Source organism: Lactobacillus corticis (assembly GCF_018327645.1).
Taxonomy (GTDB): Bacteria; Bacillota; Bacilli; order Lactobacillales; family Lactobacillaceae; genus Lactobacillus; species Lactobacillus corticis.
Map to the genome: position 1 here is coordinate 84,857 of NZ_BMAY01000003.1, position 23,941 is coordinate 108,797.

The window sequence follows — 23,941 nt, forward strand, 5'->3', positions numbered from 1 at the left end:
ACAATTGATAGGTCTTTTTTCTTGCAGAAAATGGTATCATTGAAAGCAGGTTAATTTATGGAGATTCAATTATGTTAGATAAAACAAAACAATATTGGTTTATAGGGATTAAAGGTACGGGGATGGCATCCCTGGCCCTGATTTTACATGATCTTGGTTTTGAAGTTGCCGGTTCAGATATTGAAAAACATACTTTTACCCAAGATCCGCTTGAAGCAGCTGGAATTAAAGTCACCAGCTTTAATGCTGATAATATCAAGACGTCGGGACAAATTATTGTTAAGGGCAATGCTTTTAAGAATGAAAATGTTGAAGTTGCAGCTTGCCTAGCTAAAGGCGTTGAGTGGCAAAGTTACCCAGACACGGTACAAGAAGTTATTGCCCAACACACCAGCATTGGCGTTTCTGGATCTCATGGCAAGACTTCAACCACTGGGCTTTTGGCACATGTTTTGGGTGAAGTTGCCCCAACCAGCTTTTTGATCGGTGACGGGATGGGGAAAGGCGTAAAAGATTCCCGCTTCTTTGTTTATGAAGCTGACGAATATCGGCGCCACTTCCTGGCCTACCATCCAGACTATCAAATTATGACCAACGTTGATTTTGATCACCCAGATTACTTTAAGGATCCAGATGATTATGCTTTGGCCTTCCAACAAGCTGCCGACCAAACGAGCAAAGGCCTGTTCGTGTGGGGCGATGATCCACATCTTAAAGCTATTACCACCAAGGCTCCAAAATACACTTATGGTTTTAAGGAAGATGACGATTTTGTCGCTCATGACATCCACAAGACCACGACTGGCTCTACTTTTAGCGTGCGGGCACAAGGAAAAGAATTAGGCGAATTTACGATTCACTTGTTTGGTGACCACAATATTTTAAATACCACTGCGGTTATTGCAGTTGCTTACAAAGAAGATATTCCGATGGACAAGCTGCGGGCGGGCCTGTTGACCTACCAAGGGGCCAAGCGGCGTTTTAGCGAAAAGGATTTTGGCGATTACAAGATTATTGACGACTACGCCCACCACCCAACCGAAATGAAGGCAACCATTCAAGCTGCCCGGCAGAAGTACCCTGATCGTAAAGTCGTGGTAGTTTTCCAGCCTCATACTTATTCAAGAACCAAACAATTTGCACCAGAATTTGAAAAACTGCTCAAGACGGTTGATAAAGCCTACGTTACGCCAATTTTTGGCTCTGCTAGAGAAAATAGCGGGGACATTTCAGCCAGTGATTTGACAGCTAAAATTCCTGGCTCGGAAGTCATCGATTTGAACAATATTGCTGATTTAAAGTCCAATGAAAATAGCGTGATTGTTTTCATGGGCGCTGGCGATATTCAAAAATATGAAACTGCTTTTGAAAAATTGCTATAAACATCCAAACGAAGTCTCAGCTATTTGAAGCTGGGGCTTTTTTGCTGGTAAAATAGAGCTTAAGGAATATAAAGGAGGAGATAACAGTTAATCAAAATATAGTTAAATGTAATCAAATGTGATTTAAGACTCGCGGAAAGAAGAATGTGGGGCGAGTATTATGTCTAAAATATTAAAGCCAAAAGATATGACTGAAAAATTGGGGGATTACAGTGCTAACTCTCCAACGTTGGGATAATAAAGGAATTCTAAAAGCTCATCGAACACCAACCAATCGAAGATATTATACAGAAGAACAATACTTGCAATATATTGGGATGTCCGAAAATGTACAGGATCGCAAAACAGTAGCCTATGCTAGGGTTTCTACCTACGGGCAAAAGGACGACTTATAAGGATCGTTTTGTTCGTTTCGGATATGACTGGTTTGAACAGCTATGCCAACAACACGGCACAATAATCGTAGTTATAAACAACCCAGATACAAGTCTTAATCAAGAATTAGTAGTTGATTTAGTAAGTATTATTCATGTATTCTCTTGCCGTCTATACGGTTTGCGAAAATATAAACGTAAGCTAGTAGCTGATAAGACTTTGAAAGGTGGTGAAACAAGTGATACGCACGGAGAAGGTAAGACTATATCCGAATCAGATGATGAAAAAGCATCTCGATGAACTATGCGACTATCGTCGCTATTGTTGGAACCAAGGGCTGGCTTTATGGAATGATATGTATGACGAATCTCTAATTATGGACAACAAAAAACTGCGTCCTAGTGAAAGAAAAGTACGTAATATTCTAGTAGCAGAGAAAGCCGACTGGCAATATGCGCTTTCAGCACGGTGCTTACAACTGGCAATTTCCGATTTGGGTAAAGCTTGGAAGAATTTCTTTGATAAAGCTCAACCAGACTGGGGCAAACCCCATTTTAAATCTAAGAAAGCACCTAGGCAGGGCTTTAAAACTGATCGTGCCAAAATTATTAATGGCAAATTGAGATTGGATAAACCCTACGGTGTTAATGATTGGGCTGACATAAAAATGGCTGGTGCAAAATCATTAAAGGGTGATCTAAAAGTTGTTTCAGTATTTCGTGAAAATGGTAAATACTGGGCTAGTTTACCGTTAGAAGTTGAAATAGCCAGCAAAGATAAAACCAGCAATAAAACAGCGGTTGATATTAACGTTGGTCATTTTAACTATACCGAAGGCAAAATTAATACTCTACCCGATCATTTAAAGAAGCTCTATAAACGCATTATGCATTATCAACGTCAGTTAGCTATAAAGCGCTCTGTCAATGGAAAGAAAGCAACTCAATCGAATAATTACGCTAAGACGAGAGCCAAGTTACAGCGTGATTATCGGCGTGTTGCCAACATTCAGCATGATATTATTCAAAAGTTTACCACTAAGCTGGTTACTGATTATGACAAAGTCGTGATTGAAGATTTAGCAGTGAAACAAATGCAGATGAGCCATGTTGCGTCTAAAGGTTTACAACGGTCGTTGTTTGGTTATTTCAGACAGGTTTTAACTTATAAATGCCAATGGTATGGCAAAGAATTGCGATTGGCAGATCGATTCTATCCTAGCACCCAACGGTGTTCTCAATGCGGCTTTATCAAGACTGGCGCAGATAAAGTTGGTCTTGATGGCAACAAGCTGCATCATACTAAACATAATGAATATATTTGTTATGCATGTGGTGCAGTTATGGATCGTGATGAAAATGCAGTTCAGAATCTTTTAGCTTTAGCATAAAGTAAAAATTAACGGGGTGGGCTACACCCTTAGGCTATCAGAGTTAGTCAATGTCATTACCCTCTTGTTAGGATATGGGAATACTAATGTAGACGGTAGTAAATAAAATTAAGAAAGGAAAAACTATATAATTCTTTCTCGAATATAATCAAATCTAATTTGTGATTATATTTGTTCACATTTTATATAGCAGATTAGTATGGCCAAAGAAAAAATGCTGCTGATTGACGGTAATTCATTAGCTTTTAGAGGTTTTTATGCCTTATACCGTCAACTTGATAAGTTTATTAGTCCGGATGGTTTGCACACGAACGCAATCTATTCCTTCAAAAACATGTTAGATGCAATTCTCAAGCAAGTTCAACCAGACTATTGTTTGGTGGCTTTTGATGCCGGCAAGACTACCTTTAGAACGAGAATGTATCAAGATTACAAGGGGGGCAGACAAAAAACCCCAAGCGAGTTGCTGGAACAAATTCCCGTCATTCAAGAACTTTTGACGGATTTGGGAATTAAGCAATACCAGCTAAATGATTATGAAGCCGATGACATTGTGGGGACAATGTCGTTAATGGCTGAAGAGGCTGGGATGGAAGTTACGATCTACACCGGGGATCGCGATTTAACCCAATTAGCTTCAGACTCCACAACTGTTTTGATTACCAAAAATGGGGTTGGCGAAACCGAAGCCTACACGCCAGAACATATGATGGAAGAGTACGGCGTAACTCCAACCCAATTTATTGACGTCAAGGCCTTAATGGGTGACAATTCGGATAATTATCCAGGCGTTACGAAAGTTGGTCCCAAGACGGCTAGTCGCCTAATTGCCAAATACGGTTCGCTAGAAGGGGTTTATGATCATTTGGATGACATGAAAGCTTCGAAGCTGAAGGAAAATCTGCAAAACGACCGGGATAAGGCTGAACTTGGGAAAAAATTGGCCACGATTGAGCGCCATTCACCTGTTGAACTAGCAATTCCTGACCTCAAGCTAGGGACGGGCGATCCTGTCAAATTGCGCCGATTATACGAACGGCTGGGGATGAAGAGCTTTTTAGCTGGTTTAGCAACTGGCGGCGAGGATGACCAGGTCAAGGTTAATTATGGTTATATTGAGCTCACTGAAAAAAATCTGGCGGACTTTAAGCCAGCTGGTGAAAGTGATTTTTACCTGGAAATGTTGGGCGAAAATTACCACTTGGCCGATTTTGTAGGTTTTGCGATCAAGACCAATGGTCAAATATATGTTTCTAAAGATGTTGCTTTGCTAACTGAAGCACCCCTGGTCGACTTTTTGACAGGGGATTTAGTTAAGAATGTTTTTGATATTAAGCGCACTTATGTTGGTTTGCACCGGTTAGGCGTGACGCCACAGAATTTTGCTTATGACATGCTGCTGGCTTCATACCTGATTAATAATGAAAATAACTCAGATGATTTAGGCGAAATTGCGCACCTGTATGACAATTATCAAGTAAAAACCGACCTCGAAGTCTATGGCAAGGGTAAAAAGATGGCAGTGCCCGAAGATGAGGTGCTGTTCAATCACTTAGCCGGCAAAGTTTCAGTTATTGGCGAATTAAAGCAGCAACTCCTGGCCAAACTCAAAGAACATGAGCAAGATGCCTTGTTTGACGAGATTGAACAACCTCTGGCTTTCGTTTTAGCCAAAATGGAAATTATCGGGATGAAGGTTGTTCCTGGCAGTTTAGTGCAGCTGCAAAGCGAATTTTCGGCCAAATTGACGCAATTGGAAGATTCGATTTACCAAGCTGCCGGCGAACGCTTTAATTTAAATTCACCGAAACAATTAGGTCAGATTCTGTTTGAAAAATTACACTTGCCGGTAATCAAAAAGACCAAGACAGGGTATTCAACCAGCGTCGAAGTTTTGGACCAATTAAAAAACGCTAGCCCGATTGTCAACATGATTTTAGAGTATCGGCAGATTTCCAAGATTCAATCGACTTACGTTAAGGGGCTGTTAGATACGATTCAAACTGATGGGCGCATCCACAGTCGCTATCTGCAAACGCAAACAGCAACCGGCCGCTTGTCTAGCGTTGATCCTAATTTGCAAAATATCCCAACCAGAACGGATGAGGGCAAGCAGATTCGCAAGGCTTTCGTGGCCAGCGAAAAGGATGGCTATATCTTCAGTTGTGACTATTCGCAAGTTGAACTGCGGGTTTTAGCTCATGTTTCTGGGGATGAAAACATGCAAGAGGCATTCAAGACCGGGTATGACATTCACGCTCATACTGCCATGCGGATTTTCCATTTAAAGAGTCCCGAAGAAGTTACGCCTCTGCAGCGGCGCCATGCCAAGGCAGTTAATTTTGGGATTGTATATGGCATTTCAGACTATGGCTTGTCCAAAAACTTAGGAATAACGCGGAAGCAGGCCAAAGAATTTATTACTAGTTATTTTGACCAATATCCGCAAATCAAGACCTATATGGATAAGGCAGTTAAAGTTGCGCGCGAAAAGGGCTATGCCGAAACTATCATGCACCGCAGACGCTATTTGCCAGATATCAACGCCAAGAACTTTAACGTTAGATCGTTTGCGGAAAGAACAGCCATCAATTCTCCAATTCAAGGCTCAGCTGCCGATATCATCAAAATTGCGATGATCAATTTGGAAAAAGAGCTGGAAAAGCGGCAGCTTAAGTCAAAATTAGTCCTCCAGGTTCATGACGAATTGATTCTTGATGTTCCTAAAGAAGAACTGGAAACTATTAAAAAACTGGTGCCGGAAGTAATGCAGAATGCGGTTAAGCTGGATGTTCCGCTAATTGCTGATATTGGATATGGTCATACTTGGTATGATGCAAAGTAGGTAAAGAATGCCAGAATTACCAGAAGTTGAAACGGTAAGGCGAACGCTTTTGCCGCTGATTAAAGGAAAAACCATCAAAAAAGTCGTTTTGTGGTATCCCAAAATTGTTGAAAACCCGCCTGAGGAATTTATTGCAGCCTTAAAGGGAGAGCAAATTGAGACAATTGACCGGGAAGCTAAATTTTTAGAATTTCGCTTGTCTAACCACTTAACTTTGGTCTCGCATTTGCGGATGGAGGGAAAGTATCGCTTGACAGTTCCGCAAGAAGCTAAGGATAAGCACGACCATGTAGAATTTATTTTCACGGATGGAACGGCCTTGCGCTACAACGATGTGCGCAAATTTGGACGCATGCAGCTAGTAGCGACTGGCAGCGAAAAAAGCAGCACGGGAATTGGCAAATTGGGGCCTGACGCCTTAACGCCGGGCTTTACGGCCGCTGGCTTTGTGCGAGCCTTGGCCAAGAAGCATAAAAATATCAAGAATACGCTCCTCGATCAGACTGTCGTTAGTGGTCTGGGAAATATTTATGTTGATGAGGTTTTATGGCGGGCCAAAATTCATCCGCTGAGTCTAGCGGATAAAATCCCTGTTTCGCGCGTAAAAAAACTGCATAAACAAATCCAGGAAATTTTACAAGAAGCTATTTCTTTGGGTGGAACCACGGTGCACTCCTATTTGGACGCCAACGGTCACGCCGGTGGCTTTCAAGCAAAACTGCAGGTTTATGGTCATAGCGGCGAGGAGTGTCCGCGTTGTGGCCATAAATTTGCCAAAATTAAAGTAAACGGGCGAGGGACGACTTTTTGCCCTCATTGTCAGAAGGAATATCTATGACCTTTATTTTAGGATTAACTGGCGGCATTGCTACAGGCAAGTCAGTAGCCGATCAGTACTTTAAAGCGCAAAAACTGCCCGTGGTGGACAGTGACCAAATCGCCCACCGCTTAATGGAACCGGGCCAAAGCAGCTGGCAGGCAATACTGGCTCATTTTGGAAGTGCCTATCTCAACCCGGACCAAACCATTAACCGAAAAAAGTTGGGGCATTTGGTCTTTAGCAACCCGCAAGCCTTGGCTAAACTGAATGAATTGACGCATCCCTTAATCTTAGCGGAAATTCGTTCAGAACTAGCTGCTTACCGTGCTGCTGGCAAAAAAATCGTTATCTATGATGCCCCACTAATGCTGGAAACAGGCAGTCAGCGCTTATGTGACAAGGTGTTGGTAATTAGCTTGCCGCATCAATTGCAAATAGAGCGGCTGATGGCGCGAGATGGGCTAAGTCAAGGTCAAGCTGAAGCCAGAATAGCCAGTCAAATGCCTTTAGCAGAAAAAGTGGCAAAAGCTGATTATGTCATCGAAAATACTGGTACAATAAAAGATCTAGAGCGCAAATTAGCGCAGTTACTTGAGGATTTAGAAAGCGAGGCCTAGTTATGGAATGTCCAAACTGTCATCAAAATTCATCAAGAGTAATCGACTCTCGTCCCAGCGATGAGAACCGCGCGATTCGTCGCCGGCGGGAATGTGAAAATTGTGGTTACCGTTTTACTACTTTTGAGCGGGTGGAAGCAACGCCATTATTAGTTATTAAAAATGATGGGACGCGCGAACCATTCAGTCGCAAAAAGATTATGCATGGAGTAGTGGCGGCTGGCCAAAAACGCCCGATTACCAGTGATCAGTTTGAGAAATTGGTGGACGACGTTGAAAATAAAGTCCGTAAAGAAGGGGTCAGCGAGATTTCTTCCAAGAAAATTGGACAATTTGTTATGGATGATTTGGCCGAACTGGATGATGTTGCCTATATTCGTTTTGCTTCGATTTATCGTGAATTCAAGGATATGTCCAGTTTCATGAAGACGATGGAAGATATGATGGCCAAACGCGAAAATGAAAAGGCCGACAAAGGAGAGGACAAGTAGTGATGTATGAGACCTCAGATCCGAAAAAGCATTACTTCATAGCTAATACGGTGCCGCTTTTTCCTAGCGATTTGAAAGTCTTGACAAAACTTTATCAGCCGCTTGTCGGAGCAATGGCGGTCAGTCTGTACCAGACTTTAATTCAGAATTATAGCTATGACCAGTTATTAGCCCAAACCAATACCCTCTATCAGCTACAAGAAATGTTGGATTGTAGTTTAGAGCAGCTGTTTTCGGCTTTACACAAGTTAGAGGCCACAGGTTTAGTGCGCACTTTTTTAAGCAAGAATATCCACATGGAATTGTTGGTTTTTCGTCTGCAAAAAGTGCCTTCAAGCAGCGAATTTTTTGCGACCAGTTTGCTTAGCAGCTTGCTGCGCGAGAAAGTTGGCGATTTAACTTTTCAAACTTTAAGCCAAGAATTCGCCCAAATCACCAAGAGTCAGCAGCGCAAAATTGAAACTGATCAAGAGGTTTCAGCGAGCTTTTTTGAAGTGTTCACCTTGCCAGAAGCCGAAGCGATTACGCCTTCGGATGAGGTGCAGCAGGCAGCAATTGACAATCAAGATGCAAAACTAGCCCCAGCTAATGTTGCTGACCAGGATCAGGTTGATTGGCAGCTGATGGCCGATTTGTTTGATCGCAATCAAATCTCGCCAAATGATTTAAAGCAGTACAAGTTTGAACTGGCGAGTTTGATGAATTTGTACGGCCTATCGGAAGCGGAAATGGTGGAAGAATTATTGCCAACGCTTAAAGGCGGACACCATATTGATATGCAGGCAGTGAAACGCGACTTATTGGCAAATTGGCGCGGCGTCCATAATGATCAAAGAACGCAGGCCTATTTTAAGCAGCCTGAAGAAAAAGCCGGCTTAAGCGCGGCCCAAAAGTCAGCCTTGGCCAAGGTTAAAGGGCTGACTGAAGCCGACCGGGCAATCTTAGTTGAAGTAAATCGCTATGCGCCAATGCGTTATTTAGAGCATCTAAGAGCACAAAAGGGCGGCAAGGTTTTGACCAATGAGCGCTACATTATCAAAGATTTAAAAGATCAATGGGGCATGGCCGACAATCTGATTAATCTTTTGCTGCACACTGCGCTGGTTGATATGGATAATTCAACTTTGAATCGCAACTTAGTGGAAAAGACGGCCAATGATTGGATGCAAAATCAAGTAGTTAGTCCAGTTGATGCTCTTTTGTACATGCACAAGCGAAATGAGCAAATGGCCCACCTGCATACGCGCAAGCGTCCAATGAAGGTAATTGAAGGGACAGATTGGTCCAAGCAGCCGGTTAAGCAAGAAACTAAGGTCGATTTAGAGAAAATGAATCAGATCTTTAAAGAATTTAGCCGGAAAAAAACTAAGTAGGTGATTTGATGGAAAAAATCAGCGACATTTTGAAGCGCGTCTTAAAGGACAAAGATTTAGGAAATGTTGATCAACTTTGGCAAGAGGTGAAGTCTGATCCAGAGATTCGACATTTTTTGGCTGCTCATAAAGATGAAATTCCCCCAGAAGCACAAAAAACTAGTTTGGCGGTTTTGTACGAATTCTATAATCAGCGTCGTCATCCTGATAAGGTGCTGGCTGGTTATGAACCCGAATTATTTATGAACGACGGCGTGATTTCGGTTCGCTACAAAAAAACGCGTCAGCAGCAAGCTAAAGAAGATGCTGCTCAAAAACGCAAAAACGTGACTTTAATTGATTTGCCTAAACAATTAAGGGATGTTGAACTTGATGAAATTGACCAAACCGAAAGCCGAATCGCAGCCTTAGGAGCAATGGGTGATTTTTTGGCTAAAGTTAAAGCAGGAGATCATCCGCAGGGAATTTACCTCAGCGGCGCTTATGGCGTGGGCAAGACTTACATTCTAGCGGGTTTAGCTAATGGCTATGCCGGACTAGGCAAGAAAGTAATTTTCCTGCACGTGCCCACTTTTATTGCTGGTTTATCCGACCACTTTAGCGACAATAGTTTAAGCCAAGAAATCAACCGCGTGAGCACTTGTGATTTGTTGATCCTAGACGATATCGGGGCGGAGACGCTAAGTCAATGGTCACGAGATGATGTCTTGGGAGTAATTCTGCAGCACCGGATGGACAATGATTTGCCTACTTTCTTTTCCTCGAATTTATCGATGGAAGAATTAGAGCGGCATTTTGCGCAAGTCCGCGACGTGGATGACCGGGTAAAAGGTGCGCGGATCATGGAACGGGTGCGCTATTTAGCTAAAGAAATCACCGTCGGTGGCAAGAATCGCCGAAGACGCTAATTTTTTAACTGAAAACCTTGCATCTGTGAAAGGAAGTTCTATAATAATATTCATAGATCAGGAACATGACGCCCCCTCCTCAGAGAGTTGGACCTAGTTCTGGAAGTCCGACACGGGTTGGCGCCCCACTCCTGATCAACCTAAAATTTTTTTCTTGGCCGGATCCCGTTATCGATCCGTAGAGAGACTAGTGACGTCCTAGTCTGAATTTTGGGTGGAACCACGCTAATTAACGTCCCAGTACTATCGTTTGGTAGTACTGGGCTTTTTTATTTTTCAAATTATTTGGAGGTTAACATGAGTTTTTCAATTAGTTTGCCTGATGGTTCAAAAAAGGATTTTGAATCAGCTTTATCAGTAGCTGATTTGGCAAAATCAATTGCCTCATCATTAGCAAAAGCTGCTGTAGCTGGCAAAGTAGATGGTGAAATTAAGCCGCTTGATTTTGTCTTGGACCAAGACTGCGAAGTTGCCATTATTACCGATAAGGATGCTGAAGGTTTAGCTGTTCTGCGGGATTCTGCAGCTTTCGTTTTTGAAGCTGTAGCTCACAAGCACTTTGCCGGGCTGCGTTTTGGTACTAGCAGCGCCCAAGATGACGGTTTTTACGTTGACACTGACAAAGATGAAACTCAAATTTCAGTTTCAGAATTGCCTGAATTAGAAAAAGCCATGGGCAAGGCGATTAAAGCTGGGCAAGCAATTGAACATGTACAATTGGCTAAGAGCGAATTAGCAGAAATCTTCAAGGATGATCCATTTAAGTTGGACTTGCTCAAGCAGGAAGCTGATCCAGTTGATGCTTATAAATTAGGCGATTTTGTTGACTTTGGCTTCAAGGCTTTGGTTGCTAACACAGGTAAGATTAAACACTTCAAATTGTTATCGGTAGCCGGTGCATATTGGCAAGGCAAGTCATCCAACCCAATGCTGCAAAGAATCTTTGGTACGGCATTCTTTAAGGAAAAGGATTTGGAAGCTGACTTGAAGCGCCGGGCAGAAATTAAGGAACGCGACCACAGAACGATCGGTCGCGACCTTGACCTCTTCTTCGTCGACCCAAAGGTTGGTGCCGGATTGCCATACTGGATGCCAAAGGGTGCAACGATTCGCCGGGTAATTGAACGCTATATTATCGACAAAGAAGTTGGTGACGGTTACCAACACGTTTATACGCCAGTTTTAATGAACCTAGATGCCTACAAGACTTCTGGTCACTGGCAACACTACCGTGACGACATGTTCCCACCAATGGATATGGGTGACGGCGAAATGCTGGAATTGCGGCCAATGAACTGCCCAAGCCACATTCAAATTTACAAGCACCACATCCGTTCATACCGGGAATTGCCAATTCGGATTGCCGAATTAGGGATGATGCACCGTTACGAAAAGTCAGGTGCCTTGTCAGGTTTGCAACGTGTGCGTGAAATGACTTTAAATGACGGTCACACTTTTGTTGCTTTGGACCAAGTACAAGAAGAATTTGCCAAGATTTTGAAGCTGATCATGGATGTCTACAAGGACTTTGATATCACTGACTACTACTTCAGATTGTCTTACCGTGATCCTAAGAACACGGACAAGTACTTTGCCAATGATGAAATGTGGGAAAGAAGTCAAAGCATGCTGAAGGGTGCGATGGACGATTTAGGTCTTGACTACGTTGAAGCTGAAGGTGAAGCAGCCTTTTACGGTCCTAAGCTTGATATCCAAACCAAGACGGCTTTAGGCAATGATGAAACCATGTCAACCATCCAACTTGACTTTATGTTGCCAGAACGCTTTGGCTTAACTTATGTTGGTGAAGATGGTCAAGAACACCGTCCAGTTATGATTCACCGTGGTATTGTTGGTACCATGGAAAGATTCATCGCTTACTTAACTGAAATTTACAAGGGTGCTTTCCCAACTTGGCTGGCACCAGAACAAGTTAACATTATTCCGGTTAACTTGGATGCTCACGGCGACTACGCTAAGAAGGTTAAGGAAGAATTGGTTAAGCAAGGCTTTAGAGCTGAAGTTGACTTTAGAAATGAAAAACTTGGCTATAAGATTCGGGAAGCTCAAACTCAAAAAGTACCATACACTTTAGTTTTGGGTGATGACGAAATGAAGTCAGGCCAAGTTAATGTTCGTAAGTATGGCCAAGAAAACTCAGAAGCAATGCCATTTGGTCAATTCTTAGTAGAGTTGACTGATGACGTTAAGTCATACTCGCGTGAAAAGTAAAAATAGGCTTGACGAAAAAATAGTTAACGAGTATAATTTTTATCTAGTTGAGAACAAGAAGAAGCTCGCGCTTCTCGCCTAAGTTAGACAACCTCTGGGCTAATCGATATTTTCTGTTGATTAAGCGCGGGTTTTGATGCCCGCGCTTTTCTTGTCCTCAAATTAACACGGAGGTGAACAGTCATAGCAAGGAATTTAATTTTAAACGATCAAATTCGCGCCCGCGAAGTTCGTTTAATTAATGAAGATGGTCAGCAAGTTGGCGTGATGAGTAAGCAACAAGCCCTGCTTGAAGCTGGAAAAGCTGATTTAGACTTAGTGCTTATTTCGCCTAATGCCAAGCCACCGGTTGCCCGAATCATGGACTACGGGAAGTACCGTTTTGAACAACAAAAGAAACAAAAGGAATCTCGTAAGAATTCTAAGACTGTAAGCGTCAAAGAAATTCGCTTAAGTCCAACGATTGAAGGCAACGACTTTGACACCAAGTTGAAACATGTTCAAAAGTTCCTTACTAAAGAAGGGGCTAAAGTTCGTGTGTCAATTCGTTTCAGAGGTCGAGCAATCACTCATAAGGAATTAGGACAACAAGTATTGGAAAAAATGGCCGATGCTACCTCAGACATTGCTACTGTAATTAGCAAGCCTAAGATGGAAGGCCGGTCCATGTTTTTAATGCTTGCTCCTAAGAGTGATAAAGACAAAAAGAAGAATTAGTTAATTGGAGGAATTTAACCATGCCAAAGATGAAAACCCACCGCGCTTCTGCAAAGCGTTTTAAGAGAACTGCTAACGGCGGTTTGAAGCGTCACCACGCTTTTACTGGTCACCGTTTCCACGGTAAGACTAAGAAGCAACGTCGTCATTTGAGAAAAGCTGCTATGGTTTCACGCAGCGACTTGAAGCGCATCAAACAGATGCTTTCCCAAATGCGTTAATTAACTAACTAGACAACGATATTAGGAGGAATTTCAGATGCCAAGAGTTAAGGGTGGAACTGTAACACGCGCACGTCGTAAGAAGGTATTAAAACTTGCTAAGGGTTACCGCGGTGCTAAGCACTTGCAATTCAAAGCTGCAAGCACGCAATTATTTGTATCATACAAGTACGCATTCCGTGACCGGAAGAAGCGTAAGAGCGAATTTAGAAAGTTATGGATCGCTCGGATTAACGCAGCTGCTCGTCAAAACGGTTTGTCATACAGCAAGTTGATGCACGGTTTGAAGTTGGCTGGTGTTGACATGAACCGCAAGATGTTAGCTGACATTGCTTACAACGATGCAGAAACTTTTGCTAAGTTAGCAGAAACTGCTAAGAAGGCCTTAAACTAAAATAGTTTAAAAGTGCAGATGCGGTCTATGTGATCGGGTCTGAATAACCCACAAAACGGACCAGGGTTCAGTTTTGTGGGTTATTATTTTACGCTCCTAGGCGTTTCTGCTATATTAATATTAAATAAAATGATTGAAGGGATTGGCTGCATGCTTTTTAGACCTAAGTATACAATTGATACGATTTACCATCTGGATGATCAATGGCTCCAGGATCACCGAATTCAAGCAGTATATACTGATTTAGATAATACTTTATTGGCATGGAATCAATTTGAAACTGCTAAACAAATGGACCATTTGAATAAACGTTTGCAATCTCAGGGCATTAAGTTGGTGGTTATTTCTAATAATAATGCTGAACGCGTTGGCAAGGTCTTAGATCCATATGGTATTCCTTTTGTTGCCAAGGCTAAAAAGCCCCTGCCATTTGCGATTAAAAACGAAGCCTTGAAGAGCGGTTATGATTTAAACCGCGTCTTATACGTTGGTGACCAATTGATTACTGATATGGTAGCAGGGAATAAATCCGGCGTGAATACTGTCTTAGTTAAACCATTGGTGGCAACTGACAAGTGGAATACCCGGATTAATCGTTTTTTTGAACGGATTATTTTCTTTTTCTTAAATATACGGAAACGGATAAGCTTTTCCAAGGAGATTAAGGCACAATAATGAATGATGAATTAATTTGTATCGGTTGCGGTGCCGTTTTACAGGATCAAGACCCTAAAAAATCCGGCTATTTGCCTAGCAGTGCTTTAACAAAAGCTAGGGAAAACGAAGCTAGCGATGTCTACTGCCAACGCTGTTTTCGTTTGCGGCACTATAATGAGATTATGCCGGTTGAACAAAACAATGACGACTTCTTGGCTTTGCTAAATAGTTTGAGCCAACAAAAAGCCTTGGTAGTCAATGTAGTTGACTTGTTTGACTTTAGCAATTCGCTCTTGAGCTCATTAAAGCGCTTTGTGGGCGATAATGACTTTATTTTGGTGGGGAATAAATTCGACCTATTTCCCAAAAATACCAAACAAAGCAAAATCAAGGATTGGATGCGTCAAGAAGCTAATCGAGTAGGTTTGTATCCAAAGGATATTTTCCTAATTTCGGCAGCCAAAAAATTAAATCTGCCTGAACTAATTGACTATTTGAATCAAGCCAGCAAAGATCGTGACGTCTATTTTGTGGGCACAACTAATGTAGGCAAATCAACTTTGATTAATGCGATCATCGATCAAATGGGTGATATTCAGGACTTAATTACCACTAGTCGTTTTCCGGGGACAACTCTTGATAAAATAGAGATACCCCTAGATAATGGTCACTATTTAGTGGATACCCCGGGGATTTTGAGTGCAAACCAATTGGCTTCTCATTTAAACGTTAAAGATCTCGACTTGATCTCGCCTAAAAAGCCTTTGAAGCCGGCAACTTACCAATTGCTTCCAGGCAACACCCTATTTTTAGGGGGCCTAGGGAGAATCGATTACTTGGCTGGGCCTTCAACCAGCTTTACGGTTTACGCTGCTCGGGGCTTGTACCTTCACCGTACCAAGACAGCTAATGCGGATGCGTTTTATGAAAAGCATGTGGGTGAATTGCTGGTTCCGCCAAGAGGCGATGAAAATTTACCAGCTCTGAGCGGACAGGAATTTTCACCTGATACTAAGAGCGACTTGCTATTTGGCGGGATCGGTTTTGTGACGGTGCCAGCAGGGTGCGTGGTGAAAGCTTATACTCCTGATCAAATTGGTCTAGGGATCAGACGAGCATTAATTTAGAGGTAAGATTATGGCTAAAGTATCTGCACAAGAACCAAAAGTAGAGTTTGAACCAGAAATTGAAAGCAAACGGGCAGGTCGCCAAATTGGTATTATGGGTGGGACTTTTAATCCTGTTCATATTGCCCACTTAGTGGCTGCAGAACAAGCATTAACAAAGCTGCGTCTTGATGAAGTATGGTTTATTCCGGATAATATTCCTCCTCATAAAGATGCACCTTTAACATCGGCTAAGGATCGGGCAACCATGCTGGATTTGGCAACTCGTGATAATCCGCGCTTGCGCGTAAAATTAATTGAGATTTTCCGTGGCGGAGTGTCTTATACGGTTGACACCCTTCGGTATTTACACGAAAAAGCGCCACAAAACACCTACTATCTAATTATGGGCAGCGATCAGGTAAATAGTTTTCACAAGTGGAAGGAACCAAAAGAGATTGCAAAATTGGCGACCTTGGTGGGAATTAGAAGACCGGGATATCCTCAAAGTCCAATGTTTCCGATGATTTGGGTTGATGCTCCCGATATTCGTTTATCATCAACGGAAATTCGCCAATCAGTAGCCATGGGAACTTCCATCAGGTATTTAGTACCTGAACCAGTGCGCCAATATATCAAGGAAAAGGGGCTTTATCTTGACTGATTTTAGCTTGTCAAAAACGTACTCGCCATTGTCTAGTGCTGAATTGATTGCCAAAGAAAAAAGCATGATGGATGCTGCAAGGTTCGAGCACTGCATTGGGGTTAGTCAGACTGCTAGAAAATTAGCACAGCTGAATGGTTATGATGAAGATAAGGCGGCCTTGGCTGGTTTTATTCACGATTATGCTAAACAGGTTGATAACAGTGAATTTGAAGCGGTAATTAAAAGCGAAAATTTTGATCCAGATTTATTAAACTGGAATCGGGCAATTTGGCATGGCATCGTTGGCGTTTACTTCATTGAACGTGATTTAAAGATTACGGATCCCGAAATTTTGCAAGCAATTCGCCGGCATACTACGGCCGATACGGAAATGACGACCTTGGATAAAATAGTCTTTGTGGCTGATTTCATTGAACCTGGTCGGAGTTTTCCCGGCGTTGAAGAAGCCCGCAAAGTGAGCTTTGCTAACTTAGATCAGGGCGTAGCTTATGAGTTAAGTCATACATTAGAGTTTTTAATTGCCAAACGTGCCCGGATTTATCCCAAAACAATTGCAGCCTACAATGTTTGGGCTGCCGAATAAAAAATAGAAATAGGAGCAATATGAAGAGTAACGAAGTTTTAGAGATGGCCCTTAAGGCGATTTCAGATCGCCATGGCGAAGACACAGAAGCATATGATATGCGCGGCATTAGTATTTTAGCCGATTACTATGTCATTACAACGGCAGGCTCAAACCGGCAATTGCATGCGATCGCTAATTCAATTGTTGAAGCATGCCATGAACATGAATACACTGACTATCGCATTGAAGGAACCCGTGATTCAAATTGGCTTTTGATCGACATGGGCGATGTGGTTATCAATATCTTTACTGAAGAAGCCCGTCAGTTCTATAATCTTGAGAAACTTTGGGCAGATGGAAAACAGCTGGAAGTAAAGGAAGATTAACAATGGCAGTTGTTGGCATAATTGCTGAATATAATCCATTTCATAGCGGACACGAATTTTTGCTAAATCAAGCCCGCTTAATTGCTAAAGACGATCCCATAATTGTCTTAATGTCAGGCAATTATGTCCAACGCGGAGAAATGGCTATTACTGACAAATGGCTACGAGCCAAGGCTGCTTTGAGTTCGGGCGCCGATTTGGTTTTGCAGCTGCCTTTTTCTACGGCAGTCCAGGCAGCCGATATGTTTGCCTTGGGAGCGGTGGATAAATTGGATCGCTTAGGGGCCAAGGAACTGGTTTTTGGCGTTGAGGACGCTAATCTAGACTTTGATTATATTGGGCAAAAGATTGCAGAAATTCCGCAAAATCACCTTGATTTCAAGGATTATTCCCAAACCTATTCGACCCAGTATAACCAAATGGTAGCGCGGGAGGTCGGCTACGAAGTTAGTCAGCCTAACGCTATTTTAGGTTTAGCGTATGCAGTTGCGAATTATTACCTGGGTTCTCCTCTCGATTTGAAACCGGTAAATCGGGTGGGGGCAGGTCATGATAGTATTTTGGACCGAAACGATGCTGTTCAAAGTGCCAGTGCAATTCGAAATTTATTGCTGCATGGTGAAGATACCAGCGAATTAGATTTATTTATGCCAAAAGCTGAAGCGGAAGCCTTGATCAAGCAGGACCGCTATCCAAATTGGAATTTGTTATTTCCTTTGTTGAAGTATCGGTTAGAATCGGCTGACATTGCGGATTTACAAAGAATTTATCAAATGAGCGAAGGCCTTGAATATAAGATGAAGGCCGAAATTCATCAAGCAGAAGATTTTACTGAATTTTTGCGGCATATTAAGTCCAAGCGCTATACATACGCTCGTTTGCGCCGCTTATGTTTATTTACCCTTTTGAATGTTACGGATGAGGCAATTAGGGCGAGCTTTGATGATGAGTCCTTGCTGCTTTTAGGCTATAGCAAAATCGGACGCAAGTATTTAAAAAAGCTGCGTAAACAGAGCCAAATTCCAATTATCAGTAAAGTTGATCGGAAGAACGCGTCAACCGGCTCTTTGGCTTTAGACGTAAAGACAGACCGGTTATTCGAACAATTTATGAAACATGATCAAAACTTTGGTCATCGTCCAATTGAGGTATAAAATGTTTACAATTAGTTTTGATAGCATCAAAAACAGCAAACAGCCATTAGTTCATCTAGACCATGACTTGGCCGTACGGCCGGAATTTTTGGAGCGGGGACATGAGCTCTTATTGGACTTAAAATCGGCTCAGGTAGAGGTTGATGCCTTTTACCAAGAACCATTTGTAGTTGCAAACTATCATGTATCAGCCGATTTGGTTGTTCCATCAAGTCGAAGCTTGGCTCCCGTGGCAATTCACGAAGATTTTACATTTACTGAAAATTATCTTGATCGCAAGGCGAGTGCGGAGGAAGCAGAAGAAGTCGACTTTATTGTGCAAATCCCCGATGGTCAGATTGATCTGCAAGAAGCAGTAGAAGATAACATTCTCTTGCACATTCCAACCACGGGTTTGACCCCAGAAGAAAAAAGCAAAAATATCTTCCCAGCTGGTCAAGGCTGGGAGGTTATCTCGGAAGCTGAATTTGAGTCCGAACAAGAACATAAGCCAAATCCAGCTTTTGCTAAGCTAAAGGACCTCCTAAAAAATGAGGACCAGGGCGATGATTAAGTTAATTGCTTTTTAATCCTTGTAAAACCAGCTTTTTTCAAGTAGAATAAAATTAAAAAACAAATTCATTCCTAATAAGGAATATTGATAACGTTAATATTGATGAGGATGTAACTAATGGCAAAGATTTTGATTATTGAAGACGAAAAGAATTTAGCGCGCTTCGTAGAACTTGAGTTAAAGCACGAAAATTATCAAGTAGTGGTAGAAAACAATGGGCGCAAGGGGCTCGAAGATGCGTTAAATGAAAACTTCGATGCAATCTTGCTTGATTTAATGTTACCGGATTTAAACGGACTAGAAATTGCTCGTCGGGTTCGTCAAGCTAAGACTACGCCAATTATTATGATGACGGCCCGTGATTCAGTGATTGACCGAGTTTCAGGTTTGGACCACGGAGCAGACGATTATATTGTTAAACCGTTCGCCATTGAAGAGTTGTTGGCTAGACTTCGGGCAGTCTTGCGTCGGGTTGATATTGAAAAGAAGGCTCAACAAGGTCCTTCCGGCCAACAAAAAGTTGTACGGTTTAAGGATTTGACGATTGAAACTGCTAACCGGATCGTTCACCGCGGTGATGGTAAGACCGTTGATTTAACCAAGCGGGAATATAACTTGTTGATGACCTTGATTGAAAACAAGAATAATGTAGTTAGCCGCGATCAATTGTTAAACAAGATCTGGGGTCCAGAATCAAACATTGAAACCAACGTTGTTGAAGTTTATGTTCGTTACCTGCGCAATAAGATTGATATTCCAGGTAGACCTTCTTATATTAAGACAGTTCGGGGCACTGGCTACATGGTCAGAGATGAAGACTAATGAAAGATAAGCAAAAAACGGCTGCCAAGGCTGAGACTAAAGAGACCAAAAAATCATCATTAATTGCCAAGTGGATGTTGGTTGTGACAATGACGATTGTGGTCTCTTTTGTCATTTTCTCAATTGTAATTTATACTACTGTTTCCAAACAGAGCATTACTGAACAGCATGATATCAATGATAATGCCGTCACGATCTTGAACGGCAACTTGGAAGGCATCAATCAAGAACTTACGGTTTCAAATGTTGTTACTTCCTTATCGCCAAGTACTAAAAGATTGTTAAATGGCGGTCCGACAATCTACAGCAATGGTAAATCAAGCAATTCAGTTTTTTCAGATGATTTGGTATCATCTTTTTCCAACCCTGATTTAAGCATCGTGGTTTATAACCGTCATAATGAAGTGGTTTTTGCCAACGGCTCCGCGACACCTAAGTTAAGTCAGCCAAAAGGTGAGAGCAAATCTGTTGAGGTGCGACGAAAAAATAAGGTTTATCTGATGACTTATTCACGCGTTCGTTCCACCAGGACTGGAAAAACAACTGGTTATATTGTTGTTCAAAATACCATGTCTGAATACAATAAGCTCATGAGTCAAGTTTTGCGGTGGATGATTATCATTTCGATTATTGCGATTATATCCTTCACTGCCATTTCATACCTATTAGTCAGTGGCGTGGTCAAGCCAATTAAAGAGATTTCTCGGGTTGCTCGGAAGGTTAATAAGGATCCTGATAGTGATGTCAGAATTAGGGAACTTCATCGTAATGACGAACTAGAGGATCTTGCCCTTAGCTTTAATCAGATGTTGGATCGAATGCAGCGATATATTGATCAACAAAAAGAATTTGTCTCTGATGTGTCTCATGAGCTGAGGACGCCTGTTGCCGTTATTGAGGGCCATTTAAACATGCTTGAGCGTTGGGGCAAGGATGATCCCGAGATTTTAGCAGAATCGATCTCAGCCTCCCTGCAAGAAGCAGATCGGATGAAACACTTGATTCAAGAAATGCTTGATTTGACCCGAGCCGAACAAATCAATGTTAACTATCCATACGAAGTGACCAATGTGACGGAGGTTTTACGTCGCGAGGTCAGTGATATGCAGCTGGTTCATCAAGATTTCAAACTGCAGCTTGATATGGAAGATTTGCCAGAAGACGCCCAGATTCAGATTAATCACGGCCACTTAGAACAATTGCTGGTTATCTTGATTGATAACGGCATCAAGTATTCTACGAATCGTAAGCAAATCAATATTTCTGCTGGCGTTTCTGGTAAAATGGTCATGATCATGGTGCAAGACTTTGGTGAGGGGATTTCTGAAGAAGATCAAAAGAAGATCTTTAACCGCTTTTACCGAGTTGATAAAGCGCGTACCCGCGAAAAGGGCGGTAATGGCCTTGGCCTGTCGATTGCGCAAAAATTGGTCAAATCGTATAACGGTAAAATTAGCGTAGAGTCGGCTGAAGGTCAGGGAAGCCAGTTTAAACTCGAATTTCCGCTATTAAGTACCAAGGAAATTGCGGAATTAGCCGAGTTAAAGGCCCAAAAGGCAGAAAAACTCCAGTCAAATAAGTAAACAAAAAAAGGACCTTTGAGGTCCTTTTTATTTTACTTTCGATGTTGTTTTCCTTTATTGCGGTTGCGCAAGTCATTGTGCAATTGCGTATTTTTAGTATTCTTAGCGCTCTTAGCAGCTTGGTTAAACAATTGATCGATCTTTTCTTGGGTTACCACTTCCACAATTGGCGTGTCTTGTAACTCTTGTTCTACGTTAGCCTTTACCTTTGGTTGAAGCATAAAGGTGATCACTAATTGTTGTACTAACAGAACTAAATTACCCGCAGCCCAGTAGAGGGCAATTGAACTTGGAAATGAAATACTGAAGAACAAAGTCATTAACGGGTTCATCCATAACATCGTCTGCATCGTCTTTTTCTGTTGTTCAGGAATCCCGATGGTTGAAATCCAGGTTTGAACTACCGTCAACAAGGTAGCAACAATCGCTAAGACAATGGAACGCTTGCTAAGCGGGATGCCATAAAATGTTGCAGCCGATAAGGCCTTTGAGTAGTAAACCGCATCGTAAATTCCAATTAGGATTGGGAATTGGATTAACAAAGGCAAACAGCCTATTCCGCCAGTCATTGACAGGTTGTTTTTCTTGTAAATATCTCTCTGCCACCCAGTTAGAGTAAATTGCTGCTCTTGGGTAATATTCTCGTGCTTCATGGCTTTTTGCAACAGGGTCATCTGTGGCTGCAAGCGAGCAGTTTTTTCTTGTTGTTCAATACTCTTCTTTTGTTGGTAAAGCATTAACGGCATTAAGACCAGTCGCACCACAAAAGTCATAATAATAATTGCCCAACCAGCACCATTGCTGCCCAAGGCATGGGCCATCTGCAGCATTATGTGCTGCAAAGGCAAACCAATGTATTGGTAGAAAAAGCCGTAGATACCACCTGGCTTGGTCGCTTGTCCGCTCTTGGAGCTAGAACAAGCAGAAAGCACCAAGGCTAAAATGCCTAAAGTAGAGCCGGCTAACAAATATTTGCGAATTTTCTTCATTAAACCTATTTCTCTTTTCTCCTAAAGTCTATATTTAAGTATATGGTTAATATAATACATGAAAACCATGCATCTTTTCCACTTTTGGCAGAACTTCTTTTTCAATCTTGTCAATTTTGGCAAAAGGGGAAATTTTATGAGGCAATTCCATGATAAAACGAGCAATATCGCTGTCGCTGCCTTGAAGGCAAACTGTTACCGTAGAATCTGGATTATTCTGGGCTGTTCCATTTAAACCAATTTGCTGGGCTAGGTTCATTGCACTCCAGCGAAAACCTACGCCTTGCACAATCCCATAAATCGTCAACTTAACCGTTGTCATTAAAATCCCTCCTTGAAAAAAGTCCATTACTCTTAATTTTAGCATGAAAAATCTGCTAAACTAAATTAGCAGAGAATTTACGAGGATTTTAAAAAATGCAACAAATTAGTTCAGTTAATAATCAAACTATTAAACAAATTGCCAAACTTTTACGCAAAAAAGGACGCGAGACCAGTCAATCCTACCTGATTGAAGGATTTCACCTAGTTTCTGAAGCCTACAAGGCGCATTTAAATTACCAATATTTATTGGGAACCAGCGAAGCTTTAGCCAAGGCTGAAGAAATTGGTTTTGCGCTAGATAATCGGGCAATCCAAATTAATCAAGCAATTTGTCGGCATTTGACGGCTGCCAAGACTCCCCAAGGCATCTTCATGGTCTTAAAAATCAGCCAGCCAAAAAGTTTTTCGTTTAATTATGGCAAGTGGGTGTTGCTGGATAATTTAAGCGATCCTGGTAACGTTGGAACCATTATTCGAACGGCAGATGCAGCTGGCTTTAATGGAGTGGTGCTGTCGCCTGAAAGCGTTGATTTGTATAATCCTAAAGTACAGCGGTCCATGCAAGGGAGTCAGTTTCATATAGATTTACTAGTTAGGGACTTACCAGAAACCATTGCCGAGCTGCAAAACAGCAACCTTCCGGTTTATGCCAGCATGCTTGATCGCAATGCTAAAAAGCTGGAGGAGTTTGAACCAGTAGCTGGTCTGGGCCTCGTCATCGGCAACGAAGCGCATGGCGTTAGTCCCCAAATTGCACAATTAAGTGATGAAAAATTGTACATTCCAATTTATGGGCAAGCTGAATCTTTGAATGCTGCCGTGGCTGCCGGGATCATGATTTATCACTTTGCTTAGGTTTTATTACTTGTATTTAGTAAGTAAATAAAGCTATAATGTAAGTAAAACCAAGAATAGCTGGAGTTTATTAAGAAGAGGAGGGAAGCTAATGGCTGAAGCTGCAAAAACCAGTGGCTGTAAGGAAGATTACGAATTATGCGATCATTTTATTAATGCCTTTCAAATAATTGGCAAGAAATGGAATGGCCTGATTATCAGTTCCTTATGTGACACTCATTATATGCGTTTTAAAGAATTGGCAAAATGTATTTCTGCCTGTTCCGATCGCGTTTTGGTTGCTCGCTTGCGTGAGCTGGAAGACGAAGGCATTGTCAAGCGCGAAGTAGACCAAGAGACGGGAATTATTTCTTATGGTTTGACGCCAAAAGGAGCGGATTTGAAACCGGTTTTTGACCAAGTTCATACTTGGGCTGACAAATGGGTTTAGGTCCAAGATATTTATCTAAAACTTCATAATAAAAAAACTTCGAATTCAAGTACAACTTGCTTTCGAAGTTTTTCTTTTGCGTTAA

The 23,941-nt window shown here is 41.9% G+C and carries 25 protein-coding genes, 1 pseudogene and 1 other annotated feature; of the genes and pseudogenes, 24 read left to right on the forward strand and 2 right to left on the reverse strand.

The window, feature by feature from the left end; genetic code table 11:
- Window positions 1-71: 71 nt before the first annotated feature.
- The 22 genes and pseudogenes from murC (at window position 72) to KI210_RS02825 (ending at window position 21,258) form a co-directional block, all read left to right on the forward strand.
- On the forward strand, window positions 72-1,382 hold the full coding sequence (gene murC / locus KI210_RS02720) for a UDP-N-acetylmuramate--L-alanine ligase (RefSeq protein ID WP_212780359.1): 1,311 nt from the start codon (window positions 72-74) through the stop codon (window positions 1,380-1,382).
- A 160-nt stretch (window positions 1,383-1,542) separates the two neighbouring features.
- A pseudogene (locus KI210_RS02725) lies at window positions 1,543-2,057 on the forward strand (MerR family transcriptional regulator).
- The gene (locus tag KI210_RS02730) at window positions 2,038-3,147 is read left to right on the forward strand and encodes an RNA-guided endonuclease InsQ/TnpB family protein (protein WP_246487311.1); all 1,110 of its coding nucleotides are present in this window, start codon (window positions 2,038-2,040) and stop codon (window positions 3,145-3,147) included. Before KI210_RS02725 ends, KI210_RS02730 begins: the two are co-directional and overlap by 20 nt.
- 199 nt (window positions 3,148-3,346) lie before the next feature.
- Entirely contained in the window at window positions 3,347-5,992 is a 2,646-nt protein-coding gene (polA, locus tag KI210_RS02735; protein WP_212780360.1) for a DNA polymerase I, read from the forward strand.
- 7 nt (window positions 5,993-5,999) lie between these two features.
- Window positions 6,000-6,830: a DNA-formamidopyrimidine glycosylase gene (gene mutM, locus KI210_RS02740; protein ID WP_212780361.1), complete on the forward strand. Its 831-nt coding sequence runs from the start codon at window positions 6,000-6,002 to the stop codon at window positions 6,828-6,830.
- The gene (gene coaE / locus KI210_RS02745; protein WP_212780362.1) at window positions 6,827-7,429 is read left to right on the forward strand and encodes a dephospho-CoA kinase; all 603 of its coding nucleotides are present in this window, start codon (window positions 6,827-6,829) and stop codon (window positions 7,427-7,429) included. The genes mutM and coaE overlap by 4 nt, the downstream gene beginning before the upstream one ends.
- Window positions 7,430-7,431: 2 nt before the next feature.
- Window positions 7,432-7,920: a transcriptional regulator NrdR gene (nrdR, locus tag KI210_RS02750; RefSeq protein ID WP_212780363.1), complete on the forward strand. Its 489-nt coding sequence runs from the start codon at window positions 7,432-7,434 to the stop codon at window positions 7,918-7,920.
- A 2-nt stretch (window positions 7,921-7,922) separates the two neighbouring features.
- Window positions 7,923-9,293, forward strand: coding sequence for a DnaD domain protein (locus tag KI210_RS02755; RefSeq protein WP_212780364.1), 1,371 nt, complete (start codon window positions 7,923-7,925; stop codon window positions 9,291-9,293).
- Window positions 9,294-9,301: 8 nt separating this feature from the next.
- Window positions 9,302-10,201, forward strand: a complete 900-nt coding sequence (gene dnaI, locus KI210_RS02760; protein WP_212780365.1) for a primosomal protein DnaI — start codon at window positions 9,302-9,304, stop codon at window positions 10,199-10,201.
- Window positions 10,202-10,498: 297 nt separating this feature from the next.
- Window positions 10,499-12,433 (forward strand): threonine--tRNA ligase, encoded by a 1,935-nt coding sequence (gene thrS / locus KI210_RS02765; protein ID WP_212780366.1) that lies wholly within the window; start codon window positions 10,499-10,501, stop codon window positions 12,431-12,433.
- 49 nt (window positions 12,434-12,482) lie between these two features.
- Window positions 12,483-12,591: a sequence feature (ribosomal protein L20 leader region), on the forward strand.
- A 25-nt stretch (window positions 12,592-12,616) separates the two neighbouring features.
- On the forward strand, window positions 12,617-13,150 hold the full coding sequence (infC, locus tag KI210_RS02770) for a translation initiation factor IF-3 (RefSeq protein ID WP_212780459.1): 534 nt from the start codon (window positions 12,617-12,619) through the stop codon (window positions 13,148-13,150).
- A gap of 20 nt (window positions 13,151-13,170) precedes the next feature.
- Entirely contained in the window at window positions 13,171-13,371 is a 201-nt protein-coding gene (rpmI, locus tag KI210_RS02775; protein WP_212780367.1) for a 50S ribosomal protein L35, read from the forward strand.
- 37 nt (window positions 13,372-13,408) lie between these two features.
- A complete protein-coding gene (rplT, locus tag KI210_RS02780) occupies window positions 13,409-13,765 on the forward strand; it encodes a 50S ribosomal protein L20 (protein WP_212780368.1) in 357 nt (118 codons plus the stop codon).
- Between the two features lie 150 nt (window positions 13,766-13,915).
- Window positions 13,916-14,440 (forward strand): YqeG family HAD IIIA-type phosphatase, encoded by a 525-nt coding sequence (locus KI210_RS02785; protein WP_212780369.1) that lies wholly within the window; start codon window positions 13,916-13,918, stop codon window positions 14,438-14,440.
- Complete coding sequence (gene yqeH, locus KI210_RS02790; RefSeq protein WP_212780370.1) at window positions 14,440-15,549, forward strand: ribosome biogenesis GTPase YqeH; 1,110 nt, start codon at window positions 14,440-14,442, stop codon at window positions 15,547-15,549. Before KI210_RS02785 ends, yqeH begins: the two co-directional genes overlap by 1 nt.
- 10 nt (window positions 15,550-15,559) lie before the next feature.
- Complete coding sequence (locus KI210_RS02795; protein WP_212780371.1) at window positions 15,560-16,192, forward strand: nicotinate-nucleotide adenylyltransferase; 633 nt, start codon at window positions 15,560-15,562, stop codon at window positions 16,190-16,192.
- Window positions 16,185-16,778, forward strand: a complete 594-nt coding sequence (yqeK, locus tag KI210_RS02800; RefSeq protein WP_246487308.1) for a bis(5'-nucleosyl)-tetraphosphatase (symmetrical) YqeK — start codon at window positions 16,185-16,187, stop codon at window positions 16,776-16,778. Before KI210_RS02795 ends, yqeK begins: the two co-directional genes overlap by 8 nt.
- A 20-nt stretch (window positions 16,779-16,798) precedes the next feature.
- Complete coding sequence (gene rsfS, locus KI210_RS02805) at window positions 16,799-17,146, forward strand: ribosome silencing factor (protein WP_212780372.1); 348 nt, start codon at window positions 16,799-16,801, stop codon at window positions 17,144-17,146.
- Between the two features lie 2 nt (window positions 17,147-17,148).
- Window positions 17,149-18,300 (forward strand): nucleotidyltransferase, encoded by a 1,152-nt coding sequence (locus KI210_RS02810; RefSeq protein ID WP_212780373.1) that lies wholly within the window; start codon window positions 17,149-17,151, stop codon window positions 18,298-18,300.
- 1 nt (window position 18,301) lies between these two features.
- Window positions 18,302-18,853 (forward strand): YceD family protein, encoded by a 552-nt coding sequence (locus KI210_RS02815; RefSeq protein WP_212780374.1) that lies wholly within the window; start codon window positions 18,302-18,304, stop codon window positions 18,851-18,853.
- Window positions 18,854-18,970: 117 nt separating this feature from the next.
- A complete protein-coding gene (locus KI210_RS02820; RefSeq protein WP_212780375.1) occupies window positions 18,971-19,675 on the forward strand; it encodes a response regulator transcription factor in 705 nt (234 codons plus the stop codon).
- Entirely contained in the window at window positions 19,675-21,258 is a 1,584-nt protein-coding gene (locus tag KI210_RS02825) for a HAMP domain-containing sensor histidine kinase (RefSeq protein WP_212780376.1), read from the forward strand. The genes KI210_RS02820 and KI210_RS02825 overlap by 1 nt, the downstream gene beginning before the upstream one ends.
- A 32-nt stretch (window positions 21,259-21,290) precedes the next feature.
- Here the strand turns inward: KI210_RS02825 and yidC are convergent, their stop codons facing one another.
- Window positions 21,291-22,247 carry a membrane protein insertase YidC gene (gene yidC / locus KI210_RS02830; RefSeq protein WP_212780377.1) on the reverse strand — a complete coding sequence of 319 codons (957 nt, stop codon included), beginning with the start codon at window positions 22,245-22,247 and terminating at the stop codon, window positions 21,291-21,293.
- Between the two features lie 46 nt (window positions 22,248-22,293).
- A complete protein-coding gene (locus tag KI210_RS02835; protein ID WP_212780378.1) occupies window positions 22,294-22,569 on the reverse strand; it encodes an acylphosphatase in 276 nt (91 codons plus the stop codon).
- Between the two features lie 95 nt (window positions 22,570-22,664).
- Between KI210_RS02835 and KI210_RS02840 the strand changes: the two genes are divergently transcribed.
- Together KI210_RS02840 and KI210_RS02845 are read left to right on the forward strand one after the other, a co-directional pair.
- Entirely contained in the window at window positions 22,665-23,426 is a 762-nt protein-coding gene (locus KI210_RS02840; protein WP_212780379.1) for a TrmH family RNA methyltransferase, read from the forward strand.
- A gap of 91 nt (window positions 23,427-23,517) precedes the next feature.
- A complete protein-coding gene (locus KI210_RS02845; protein ID WP_212780380.1) occupies window positions 23,518-23,856 on the forward strand; it encodes a winged helix-turn-helix transcriptional regulator in 339 nt (112 codons plus the stop codon).
- Window positions 23,857-23,941: the final 85 nt, after the last annotated feature.